This is a genomic window from Pseudomonas sp. MF6396 (assembly GCF_002018915.1).
Classification (GTDB): Bacteria; Pseudomonadota; Gammaproteobacteria; order Pseudomonadales; family Pseudomonadaceae; genus Aquipseudomonas; species Aquipseudomonas palmensis.
Genome location: NZ_MVOK01000032.1, coordinates 50,420 through 62,371 on the forward strand (window position 1 = coordinate 50,420; position 11,952 = coordinate 62,371).

Annotated in this window: 9 protein-coding genes; 1 reads left to right on the forward strand and 8 read right to left on the reverse strand. The window is 68.8% G+C overall.

The genetic code is table 11. The features are described from left to right. Nucleotides 1–23 precede the first annotated feature (23 nt). Entirely contained in the window at nucleotides 24–2,663 is a 2,640-nt protein-coding gene (locus MF6396_RS24555; protein WP_078481754.1) for an excinuclease ABC subunit UvrA, read from the forward strand. 6 nt (nucleotides 2,664–2,669) lie between these two features. Here MF6396_RS24555 and MF6396_RS24560 read toward each other — a convergent pair whose 3' ends face one another. The 8 genes from MF6396_RS24560 to MF6396_RS24595 all read right to left on the reverse strand — a co-directional run. Continuing rightward, nucleotides 2,670–4,613 carry a response regulator gene (locus MF6396_RS24560; RefSeq protein ID WP_078481755.1) on the reverse strand — a complete coding sequence of 648 codons (1,944 nt, stop codon included), beginning with the start codon at nucleotides 4,611–4,613 and terminating at the stop codon, nucleotides 2,670–2,672. Next, nucleotides 4,603–5,478, reverse strand: coding sequence for a sensor histidine kinase (locus MF6396_RS24565; protein ID WP_043861201.1), 876 nt, complete (start codon nucleotides 5,476–5,478; stop codon nucleotides 4,603–4,605). The genes MF6396_RS24560 and MF6396_RS24565 overlap by 11 nt, the downstream gene beginning before the upstream one ends. Next, the gene (locus MF6396_RS24570) at nucleotides 5,471–6,481 is read right to left on the reverse strand and encodes an ATP-binding protein (protein WP_177346344.1); all 1,011 of its coding nucleotides are present in this window, start codon (nucleotides 6,479–6,481) and stop codon (nucleotides 5,471–5,473) included. The genes MF6396_RS24565 and MF6396_RS24570 overlap by 8 nt, the downstream gene beginning before the upstream one ends. Then, entirely contained in the window at nucleotides 6,472–6,876 is a 405-nt protein-coding gene (locus MF6396_RS24575; protein ID WP_043861202.1) for an anti-sigma regulatory factor, read from the reverse strand. Before MF6396_RS24575 ends, MF6396_RS24570 begins: the two co-directional genes overlap by 10 nt. Beyond that, nucleotides 6,873–7,235: an STAS domain-containing protein gene (locus tag MF6396_RS24580; RefSeq protein WP_043861203.1), complete on the reverse strand. Its 363-nt coding sequence runs from the start codon at nucleotides 7,233–7,235 to the stop codon at nucleotides 6,873–6,875. The genes MF6396_RS24575 and MF6396_RS24580 overlap by 4 nt, the downstream gene beginning before the upstream one ends. 4 nt (nucleotides 7,236–7,239) lie before the next feature. Continuing rightward, complete coding sequence (locus MF6396_RS24585; RefSeq protein WP_043861204.1) at nucleotides 7,240–8,091, reverse strand: STAS domain-containing protein; 852 nt, start codon at nucleotides 8,089–8,091, stop codon at nucleotides 7,240–7,242. Between the two features lie 101 nt (nucleotides 8,092–8,192). After that, complete coding sequence (locus tag MF6396_RS24590; protein ID WP_102063833.1) at nucleotides 8,193–10,550, reverse strand: cytochrome c3 family protein; 2,358 nt, start codon at nucleotides 10,548–10,550, stop codon at nucleotides 8,193–8,195. A gap of 51 nt (nucleotides 10,551–10,601) precedes the next feature. Beyond that, a partial coding sequence (locus MF6396_RS24595) for a spermidine synthase (protein ID WP_443217219.1) occupies nucleotides 10,602–11,952 on the reverse strand: 1,351 nt, incomplete at its 5' end.

Genomic DNA, 11,952 nt, shown 5'->3' on the forward strand with positions numbered 1-11,952 from the left:
CCCTCGCCGACCAAGGTCCGACCATGAATTCACCTCGATCCACCACGCCCCATGCCGGCCCGGCCGGCATGGTCAAGGTGCGCGGCGCGCGCGAACACAACCTGAAGAACGTGGATGTGGACATCCCCCGCGATGCGCTGGTGGTGTTCACCGGCGTGTCCGGCTCGGGCAAGTCGTCGCTGGCGTTCTCGACCCTGTATGCCGAGGCCCAGCGCCGCTATTTCGAGTCGGTGGCGCCCTATGCGCGACGCCTGATCGACCAGGTCGGGGTGCCGGATGTGGACGCCATCGAAGGCCTGCCGCCGGCGGTGGCCCTGCAACAGCAGCGCGGCACCCCCAGCGCGCGCTCCTCGGTGGGCAGCGTGACCACGCTGTCGAGCCTGATCCGCATGCTCTATTCGCGCGCCGGCAGTTACCCGGACGGCCAGCCGATGCTGTATGCCGAGGACTTCTCGCCCAATACGCCCCAGGGCGCATGCCCCGAGTGCCACGGCCTGGGCCGGGTCTACGAGGTGGACGAGGCCTCGATGGTGCCCGACCCGTCGCTGACCATCCGCGAGCGTGCGGTGGCCTCGTGGCCGCTGGCGTGGCAGGGCCAGAACCAGCGCGACATCCTCGTGACCCTGGGCTATGACGTCGACATTCCGTGGCGCGACCTGCCCCAGGAGCAGCGCGATTGGATCCTGTTCACCGAAGAGACCCCCACCGTGCCGGTGTATGCCGGCATGACCCCGGCCCAGACCCGCGACGCCCTCAAGCGCAAGCTCGAACCCAGCTATCAAGGCACCTTCAGCGGCGCGCGGCGCTATGTGCTGCACACCTTCACCCATTCGCAGAGCGCGCTGATGCGCAAGCGCGTCAGCCAGTTCATGCGGGCCAGCGCCTGCCCGTTGTGCGCGGGCAAGCGGCTCAAGCGCGAGGCCCTGACCGTGACCTTCGCCGGGCTGGACATTGCCGAGCTGGCGCAGTTGCCCTTGCTGCAGCTGGCCGAGGTGCTCAAGCCGGTGGCCAGCGCCACCTATGTCGAGCATGGCGACGAGCAGGGTGCGGTGCTGACCCACGCGCAAACCCGTGACGCCCGCCAGCAGCGCGCGGCCAGGGGCGACAACGCCCATGCCGGCGGCCCGGACGTGCGCCACACACCCAACCTCTCGCTGGAAAAACGCCTGGCCGCGCAGCGCATCGCCCAGGACCTGCTCGAACGGGTGGCCACCCTGATCGACCTGGGCCTGGGTTACCTGGCCCTGGAGCGCAGCACGCCGACCCTGTCGTCGGGCGAGCTGCAGCGCCTGCGCCTGGCCACCCAGCTCAACTCGCAGCTGTTCGGCGTGATCTATGTACTGGACGAACCCTCGGCCGGCCTGCACCCGGCCGATGGCGAGGCGCTGTACGAGGCCCTGCTGCGCCTCAAGGCCGCGGGCAATTCGGTGTTCGTGGTCGAGCACGACCTGGACACCATGCGCCGCGCCGACTGGCTGGTGGACGTGGGCCCGGCGGCGGGCGAGCAGGGCGGCCAGGTGCTGTACAGCGGGCCCCCGGCCGGGTTGGCCGAGGTCGAGGCCTCGCAGACCCGCAACTATCTGTTCGGCGCCCAGGCCGCCGCGCCGCGCACCCCGCGTGAACCCGGCGGCTGGCTGCGCCTGGAGGGCGTGACGCGCAACAACCTGCACAACCTCGATGCGGCCTTCCCCCTTGGGTGCTTCACGGCCGTCACCGGGATTTCCGGCTCGGGCAAGTCCAGCCTGGTCAGCCAGGCGCTGCTGGAGCTGGTGGGCGCGCACCTGGGCCAGGCCACCGCGCCCAGCGAGCCCCAGGAGCAGAGCCTGGAGGATGACGTGGCGCAGGCCAGCGGCGGCCAGGTCACGGCGGGCCTGGAGCAGATCCGCCGGCTGGTGCAGGTGGACCAGAAGCCCATCGGCCGTACCCCGCGCTCGAACCTTGCGACCTACACCGGCCTGTTCGACCACGTGCGCAAACTGTTCGCCGCCACCGATGCGGCCCGCGAACAGGGCTTCGATGCCGGGCGCTTCTCGTTCAACGTGGCCAAGGGCCGTTGCGAAACCTGCGAAGGCGAAGGCTTTGTCAGCGTCGAGCTGCTGTTCATGCCCAGCGTCTACGCACCGTGCCCCACCTGCCATGGCGCCCGCTACAACCCGCAGACCCTGGCGGTCACCTGGCAGGGCCTGAACATCGCCCAGGTGCTGCAGCTGACGGTGACCCAGGCGCTGGCGGTGTTCGAGCAGCAGCCGGCGGTGCAGCGTGCCCTGGCGGTGCTGCACGAAATCGGGCTGGGCTACCTGCGCCTGGGCCAGCCGGCCACCGAGCTGTCGGGCGGTGAGGCGCAGCGCATCAAGCTGGCCACCGAACTGCAGCGCATGGCCCGCGGGGCCACCCTGTATGTGCTCGACGAACCCACCAACGGCCTGCATCCGCAGGATATCGACCGGCTGATGCTGCAACTGGGGCGCCTGGTGGATGCCGGGCATACGGTGATCGTGGTGGAGCACGACATGCGCGTGGTGGCCCAGAGCGACTGGGTGATCGACATCGGCCCGGGGGCGGGGGACCAGGGCGGCACGCTGGTGGCCTGCGGCACGCCGCAGCAGGTGGCGGCCAGTGCCCACAGCCGTACCGCGCCGTTTCTGGCCCGGGCCCTGGGCTGAGGCGGCTCAGGCGTCGAGGCTGCGCCGAACCTTGTCCAGCAGTTCGTGGATCTGGAACGGCTTGGTGACGATGTCCATGCGCTCACCGAGAAAATGCTGCCGGTCGATGGCGTTCTCGGCGTAGCCGGTCATGAACAGCACCGGCAGGCTCGGGCGCAGCGTGCGCGCGACATTGGCCAGCTCGCGCCCGTTCATGTGCGGCAGGCCCACGTCGCTGAGCAGCAGGGCGATGCTCGGGTCGGCATGCAGTTTCTGCAGGGCGCTTTCGACGTCCGGCGCCGGGGTGCAGCGGTACCCGGCATCGGTCAGCACCTCGCAGACGAAACTGCGCACCACCGACATGTCCTCCACCACCAGCACATGCTCGCCGGCGGTACTGATCACGGTGTCGGGTGTGGGTTCGGTGATGCTCAACAGCGGGCTCTGGCTGGCCGGCAGCAGCAGCGTCACTTCGGTACCGCGCCCGCCGGTGCTGCGGATCTGCACGTCGCCGGCCGACTGGCGGGCGAAGCCGTAGATGGTCGACAGCCCCAGCCCGGTGCCCTGGCCGATGGGCTTGGTGGTGAAGAACGGGTCGAAGACCTTGCCGATCACCTCGGGGGCGATGCCGCTGCCGTCGTCGCGCACCGACAATGCCACGTAGGCGCCATCGGCCAGCTTGAGGTCGTCCTGGGTGTGCGCCGCGTAGGTGCTGATCCAGATGTTGCCACCCTGGGGCAGCGCGTCGCGCGCGTTGATCACCAGGTTGAGCACGGCGTTCTCCAGCTGGATCGGGTCTACCAGGGCCACGCTGAGGTGCTCGCTCAGGTTCAGGTGCAGGCTGATGTGTTCGCCGATGGTGCGTCGCAGCAGTTCCTCCAGCGAGCGGATGTGCTGGTTGATGTCGGCCGGGCGGGGGTCCAGCGGTTGCTGGCGGGCAAAGGCGAGCAGGCGGTGGGTCAGGGTGGCGGCCCCCATGGCGGCGCCCAGTGCAGCGTCGGCGTAGGACTGCACCTTGTCGACGCGGCCCTGCTCGATGCGTTTCTTGATCAGCTCCAGGCTGGTGATGATGCCGGTGAGCATGTTGTTGAAGTCATGGGCGATGCCGCCGGTAAGCTTGCCCAGTGCGTCCATCTTCTGCACCTGCAGCAACTGCGCCTCGGTGCGCGCGCGTTCGGCCACTTCCTGGGCCAGCAGGGTGGTCGCGCTGTCCAGTTCGGCGCGCTGGGTGCGTTCGCGGTGGCGCTGTTCGGTCACGTCCTCGACGAAGATCAGGCTCGACTCGCCGCTGCGGTAGGGCGACACCTGCCACTGGGTCTCGCGCAGCTGGCCGTTGACGCGCATGTGCAGCAGGCCCTTCCAGCGGTCCCGGGTGCCGAGCCTGCGCAGCAGTTCGTCGATCACCGGCTGCTGGTCGTCGGCAAAGCACTCGACCAGGGTGTCGGGGCTCAGGTTGTCCTGGATCAGCTGGGCGAACGCCTGGTTGCATTCGTGCACCTTGAGCCCGGTGCCCAGCAGCGCGATGGGCGCGGCGGTGCTGACGAAGATCTCGCGAAAGCGCGCCTCGCTCTCGCGCAGCGCCTGCTCGGTGTCGCGTACCCGCAGCAGCGTGCGCAGGGTGGCCAGCAACACCTCGGGGTCGACCGGGTGGATCAGGTAGGCGTCGGCCCCGGCGTCCAGCCCGGTGATGATGTCGCCGGTACCGATGGCGGCCGCCGATACGTGGATCACCGGCAGCAACGCGGTGGCCGGGGTGGCGCGCAGGATGCGCACGATATCGAAGCCGCTCATGTCCGGCAGGTGTACGTCCAGGATCAGCGCATCGTAGGTCTGGCTGGCAATCAGCTCCAGGCCCTCGCCACCGGTGCCGGCCTCGTCGATGCGGTAGCCATGGCATTCCAGGCGCCGGCGCAGGGCATAGCGGGTGACGATGTTGTCGTCGACGATCAGCAGGCGGATGTCAGGCTTCATCACCAGGCTCCTGGGCCAGCGCCAAGGGGATCACTACGTAGAAGGTCGAACCGACCCCGGGCGTACTCTCGACCCCGACCCGGCCACCCAGCAGCGCCGCGAAGCGCTTGCACAGCGACAGGCCCAGGCCGGTGCCGCGCAGGCGCTTCTGCAGCGGCGAGTCGATCTGTGCGAAGTCCTCGAACAGCGTATCGTGCAGCTCGCCCGGGATGCCGATGCCGGTGTCGTGCACCGCAAAGCGGATCTGGCCGTCGTCTTCCAGTTGCGACGATACCCGCACTTCGCCGCGGGCGGTGAATTTCAGCGCGTTGGAAATGAAGTTGCGCAGGATCTGCGCCAGCTTCTTGTCGTCGCTGTACAGGCGCGGCAGGCCCTGGGGCTCTTCGAAGATCAGGTCGACCGCCGAGGCATCGACGATCGGCCGGAACATGCCGCGCAGGGCCGCGAACAGGTCGAGCATGTCGAACCAGGCCGGCGAGATGGTGATGCGCCCGGCCTCGATCTTGGCCAGGTCGAGCAGGTCGTCGACCATGTCGCTCAGTTCGCGCGCCGAATTGCTGACGAAGGTCACCTGCTTGTGCTGCTCGGGGCTCAGCGGGCCGTCCAGCTCGTCGCTGAGCAGGCGGGCGATGCTCAGGATCGAACCCAGCGGCGTGCGAAACTCGTGGCTCATGTACGACAGGAAGCGGCTCTTGAGGTCCGAGGCCTGGCGCAGTTGCTCGGCCTGGATATCCAGCTCGGCATACAGGGCCAGCACGCCCTGGTTGGTTTCTTCGAGTTCGGCGCGCAGGGCGTCGCCCTCTTCACGCAGCCGCGCGATCAGCGCCTGCGCCTCGGTGTCGGCAAGGGTAGGGGAATCAGCCACTTAGGGTCTCCAGGGCAACAACCAGCACGGTGACATCATCGCGGCCTCGGCAGAAGTCGCGATGCAGCACGGCGGCGATCAGTGCCGGGTGCTGATGCATGAGGCCAGGATACTGCTGCAGGTCCCAGCGCGATTGCAGCCCGTCGCTGTAGAGCACCAGCAGGTTGGCTTGCACATCAGCATAGTCAAAGGGGCGCACGCGGCGGAATTGCCCGCCGACGATACCCGGGTGCGAGGCCAGGCCACGACTGCTACCGGGTGCGAGCAGGTGCGCGCCGATGTTGCCGACGCCGCTGAAACGCAGCGCGCCGTTGTCGTACTGGGCGAAGGCCGCGGCGCCGCCACGGGTGCCCTGCATGTTGACGTGCATCGCCTCGAGCACCTGCGCGGGGTCGGCGAACGGGGCCTGGGCAAAGGCCTGGGTGCCGGCGTGGGCGGCCCGTTCGGCGAGCTCGCCGTGGCCCAGCCCGTCGACCACCAGGGCACTGATGCGCTGGCCGTCGTAGGCCAGGTACCAGGCATCGCCACAGGCCGGGTCGTGATGCAGGCTGTGCTGGCTGGCGCCCCAGCGCAGGTCGCAGGCCGCGCTGCTGCGCGGGTACAGGCGCGCCAGCACGGCGGCGCCACGGCTGTCGGCGTACACATCGAACACATCGGCCAGGCGCTTGATCGCGCCCAGGCCGATGCCCTGGGTACCGCCGGTGGAGAACCCGTCGGCCAGGCAGTGGTGCAGGTCGAAGCCTGCGCCACGGTCGATGGCGATCAGTTCCAGCCCGCTGTAGCCGCTGTTGGGCAGCACCCGCAGGTGCAGTTCACCGCGCCCGGCATGCTTGAGCAGGTTGCTCGCAAGCTCGGTGGCCAGCAGCGCGGCGCGCCCGGCGTCGGTGTCATCGAAACCCTGCTGTTCGGCCAGGCGTTGCACGCAGCGCCGGGCATGACCGACCTGGCTCTCGTCTTCTATCGGCAGCACCTGGGTCAGGCTGCCCAGGATACTCAGGCCCATCGCAGAATCGTCACGCGCGTGCCGGCCCCGGGGGCGGTATCCAGTTCGAACTCGTCCACCAGGCGCTTTGCCCCGGTCAGGCCCAGGCCCAGGCCGCCGCCGCTGGTCCAGCCATCGGTCATGGCCAGCTTGATGTCGGGGATGCCCGGCCCTTCGTCGCGAAAGGTCAGGCGCAGGCCCTTGCGATGGTCCTTCTCGACCACCTGCCAGTCCATGTGGCCACCGCCGCCATACACCACGGCGTTGCGGGCCAGCTCGCTGACCGCCGTGACCAGCTTGGTCAGGTTGATCAGGCTCATGCCGCAGCCCTGGGCCAGGGTGCGCGCCAGTTGCCGTGCACGTACCACATCCTGCTCCAGCAGGATGGGCTGGGTGCCGCTTTGCTCGGCGCTCATTGCGGTGCAGCCGAGTTGTTGAGCAGGCGCATGCCGCGCTCGGCGTTGAGCGCGGTACGCACGCCGGGCAGGGTCAGGCCCAGTTCGACCAGGGTGATCGCCACGGCCGGCTGCATGCCCACCAGCACGGTCTGCGTGTCCATGATGCGCGACACCCCGGAGATGGTGCCGATCATGCGGCCAATGAAGGAGTCGACCATGTCCAGCGCCGAGATGTCGATCAGCACGCCCTTGGCCGAGGTCGCGCTGATGCGCTCGGACAGGTCGTCCTGCAGGGTCATGGCCAGCTGGTCATGCATGTCGACCTGGATGGTCACCAGCAGGAATTCGCCGATTTGCAGAATCGGGATGCGCTCCATGGCTTCAGCCCGCCTTGGCGACGGACAGGCCCAGGCGATGCAGGGCCAGCTTCAGGGCGTCGGCCAGGTTGGCCTTGGTCACCACGCCCTGCAGGTCCAGGCCCAGGTGCACGATGGTCTGGGCGATCTGCGGGCGTACACCGCTGATGATGCAGTCGGCGCCCATCAGGCGGATGGCGGTCACGGTCTTGAGCAGGTGCTGGGCCACCAGGGTATCGACGGTGGGCACACCGGTGATGTCGATGATGGCGATTTCAGAGCCGGTGTCGACGATGCGCTGCAGCAGCGATTCCATCACCACCTGGGTGCGTTGCGAGTCCAGGGTGCCGATCATCGGCAGTGCGAGTACGCCGTCCCACAGCTTGACCACCGGGGTGGACAGCTCCAGCAGTTCTTCCTGCTGGCGCTTGATCACCGCCTCGCGGGATTTCTGGAAGGTGCGGATGGTGTGCAGGCCCAGGGCATCGAGCAGTTCGGACACCTGCAGCAGCTGGTTGGCCAGTTGCGCCGGCTGCTCGCTGTACTCGCGCTGCAGCAGGGCGAACAGCGGGCCCTTGAGGGAGAAGATGAAGGTGGCGGTCTGCTGCGAGTCCTGGCCGAGCAGGGCGCGGCTATGGGAGAGCTTTTCCAGGAACAGGCGCACATCGTCCCAGGCACCGGCGTTGAGGTTGCTGGCATCGCCGTTCTGCAGGCCGGCGTGCAGCAGGTCGAGAAACTCTTCGGTCTGGCGCTTGAGGTCGTCGGCCTTGAGGTTGCGCGTGGCACCCGACGCGTCCAGCCCGGCCAGCCATTCGGCTACCAGGGAGGCCTGGTGGGTGCGGATGGCGGTGAGGGTGACAGGTTGCAGTGCAGCCATTTGGACAAGCTCCTGAGCAGGGTAGGTAAGGCACATGCGCATCTGAGTGTGCAGGCCTGATTCTAGTTCGATATTGCCTTCATCAAATTTTTTGCAGGCCCTCAGCTCCCGCTGGCGGGGCGGGGTTGCAGCATCGGGTCGTAGGGGTTGAGCTGGCGCAGCGACTCGAGCAGGGCATTGGCTGTGTCCACCTGCCGGGCCTGTTGCAGATAATGCATCAAGGCCAGCCGAACATCACGGTTAAACGGTTGTTGTTGCAGGCTGCTCCACAGTTGTTGCATTGCCGGCTCGCGCTGCCCCTGATCGTGCAGGGCCACCGCCAGCACATACCCGTAGCCGGCGTTCTGCGGGGCCAGCTGCACGGCCTTGCGCAGCGCCACCAGCGCTTGGTCGCGACGGCCCTGGCGAATCAGGGCCAGGCCGTGGGCCTGCTGCAACAGCGCCGAGTCGGGGTGCTGGCGCAGGCTGTCTTCCAGCAGCGTGCGTGCTTCGTCCTGGCGGCCATGGCTGTCCAGCCACTGCACCAGGGCCACACGGGCCGGCAGGAAGTCGGCGTCGCGCAGCACCGCGCTGCGCAGGTACGGCTCGACCGCATCGGTGCGTCCGCTGGCCTGGTACAGCAGGGCCAGGTTGAGGTTGGCTTCGGCGCGTTCGAGCAGGCTCAGCTGCACGCTTTCGTATTCGCCCAGCGCCTGCTCGAACGCCGCCTGCGCCGCGCCCAGCCCGGCTGCCCGTGCCGGCAGCAGGGCGTAGGCGGCCGCGATGCGCACGGCCAGCACCGGGTCACGCAGCAAGGGGGCCAGCGGCATGCTTCGCTGTTGCGGGGGCAGCAGCGCGGCCAGGGCTTCCACCGCCGCGGCGCGTACCTGCGGTGCGCTGTCGCCCAGGGCGCTGCGCGCCGCCTGCAGGGTACGTTCGCTCGGGTAGTTGGGCAGTTCGGCGAGCAGGGTGGCGCGGCGGATCGCCGGCAGTTCGCTGTTGGCCAGTTGCGTCAGCAGCGCCTGGGCGGCACCGGGTTTGCCGCTGCGCAGCAGGTCCAGGCTGGCAGCGTAGGCCGGTGTGTCGGAGGGCCGGTCGGCGTACCACAGCGCGAACTGCTCGCTGACGCGCTGCCCGGCACTGCCCTTGTGACACCCCAGGCAGGCATCCGGCGTGCCCAGCGCCAGTGCCTGGGCCGGTGCCGGAATGCTGAAGCCGTGGTCGTGGCGATAGTCATTGACCATGTAGAACTTGCCGGGCATGTGGCAGCTGACGCACTGCGCCGCGGGGCTGCCGGGGGCATGGTGATGGTGCTCGGTGGCGGTATAGTCGCGGGCCTTGAGCCCGGCGCCGTCGACCCCGGCCACGCCGGTCTTGCCCGCAGGGTTGTGGCACTGCAGGCACACCCCGTCGCCCGGTGCCTTGAGCTGGGTGCTGTGGGGCTCGTGGCAATTGCTGCAGCGCACGCCCTTGGCGAACATCTTGCTCTGGGTGAAGGCGCCGTACTCGAACACCTCGTCCTTGATCTTGCCGTCCAGCTCATACAGCTCGCGGGTCAGGCGGCTGGGCAGGTAGTCGTCCATCAGGCGGCGCTCGTTGTGAAAGCCATCGCCCAGCGGCGCGCGGCGCGCATGGCAGCGGGCACAGGTTTCGACTTCGGCCAGGTTGCCACCCTCCACCAGGCTCTGCTGGAAGCCGGCATGGGCAACCTGCCTGGCCGGCTTTTGCGCCGCCCACGCCAGGTGCCCGGAGGCCGGGCCGTGGCACGCCTGGCACCCCACGCCCAGGCTGTTCCAGTGGCTGTCGAAGGTGGCGCTGGCAGCGTTGAAATTGCGCTTGAAGCCGGTGGTATGGCACTCCACGCACATGAAGTTGGCATTCTGCTGCGGCTTGCTCCAGTGCAGCGGGTTCTTGAAGTCCACGCCCTGGCCGGGGTACAGGTGAAACCACTGCTGCTGGCGCGTATCCCAGGCCACCCCGAGCGCCTGCAGGTGCCCGCCGCCGGTGTCGATTAGGTACTGCTGCAAAGGCTCGATGCCGAAGGCATAGGCCACCTCGAAATCCTGGGGCCGGCCGTCGGCGCCTGGGGTGTTGACCCAGAAGCGGTCGCCCTGGCGAAAGAAGCGCGTGGTCTCGCGGTCGCTCTTGAACTGCACGTCGGCGAAATTGCCCAGCACGGTCTGGGCGGTGGCCGGCTGCATCGCCAACTGGTGATGGGAACCTTGCCACTGGCGAACCTGTTCGCCATGGCAACCCTGGCAGGTGGCTTCGTCGACCAGCGCCGGGGCGGGGCTGCTTGGCGCTGGCGGGGCTGGTGGCGTGCTCTGCGCAGCCACCGGCAGGCGTGCCGGGGCACGGTCGAGGGCGAACCAGGTGCCCAGCAGGGCCAGCAGGACCGCCCCGGCCAGCACCGGCCAGAGCAGGCTGGTGCCGCGCACGGGGGGCTGTTGGGGCGGCGTAACGGCGCGCTTTTTCGACATGCAGACGTCCATGCTGTTGGGGTAAGGGGCGCTTCAATCAGGCGGCGCGCTTCACGGCATGCCCAGGAACCAACGGTAGTACGGGTTGCTGCCATCTTCTCGCATCACGCCCTGAACCTGTCGCGCCCAGGTGTCGCGCTGGCCGCGGTAGGCGCTCAGGCCCACCTGATAGAAGCGCTGCAGGCGCTGGCGCTGGTCGTTCAGGCGCAGGCTGGCCAGGGCATCGGCGCCTTCCAGCGGCACCGGGCTGCCCAGCGCCAGCAGGGCCGGCAACACCCGGGTGATCTCGTCGCTGCGCACCCAGGGGGCGTACTCGATACGTGGCTGGTCGTCGGTGACGGCGGGGGCCTGTGCGGCAAAGCGCTCCAGGCCGGCGCGGTCGGTGACCCAGGTGGCCAGCAGTGCGGCCGGCGAGTCCACGCCCACCTCGGCCAGGGTGCGTTGCACGTGGGGTTGCGCCAGGCGCGCGCTGATGCGCGGCAGGTCCAGGCGCACCGGCTGCAGCGAGCCGACCAGCAGCATTTCATGGAACTCGGTGGTCCACAGCGAGGCATGCGGGAACACGTCGATGAAGCTGCGCACCAGGGCACGGCTGTCGTCGATGTTCTGGGTGGGCAGCGGCAGCCACTGGGCGACCAGGCCCTGGGGGTTGAGGCGGCTGGCGGCCAGCTGGTAGAAGTCACGCGAGTACAGGTTGACCACGCCGGCTGCCGAAGGGGGCGGTGGCTCCAGGGTGATCAGGTCGTAGGGCTGCGGGCTGGCCAGCAGTTCACGGCGCCCGTCGCGCAGGCGGATGTCCAGGCGCGCATCGTCGGCGGCGTGGTAGTTGCCCTGGAACAGCGTCGAGGCGTGCACCACCGCCGGCAGCAGTTCGGCCACCACGCGTTGCTCCAGGCCCGGGTAGCGCAGCAGGGCGCCGGCGGTGATGCCGGTGCCCAGCCCGATCACCAGCGCCGAGCGCGGCTCGCCGTTGTGGATCAACAGCGGCAGCAGGGCCTGCAGGCGCATGTAGCGCAGCGACGGCATGGCATCGCCGGTGTTGGACACGCCCTGGATGTACAGGCGACGAAAGCTGCCCTGGGGCTTGTGCTGTTCGACCACGGCGACCGTGGCGCCACGGCCTTCCTGATAGAACACCAGCTCGCCGCTGCGCGCGCCGGGCAGCAGGTTGGCCAGGCGCTGGGGTGGGGTGAGCAGGGCGGTCAGGAGGCTGGCCAGGGCAATGGCGTAGAGGGCGATGAATCTGGGTTGACTGAGCGCGCCTGTTCGCTGGCAAGCCCGCTCCCACAGGGTTCGAGCAGATCCTGAGCCTGTACCTGCAGGCGCCGGCCTTGCCGGCGCCTGCAGGTACAGGCTCAGGATCTGCTCGAACCCTGTGGGAGCGGGCTTGCCAGCGAACAGG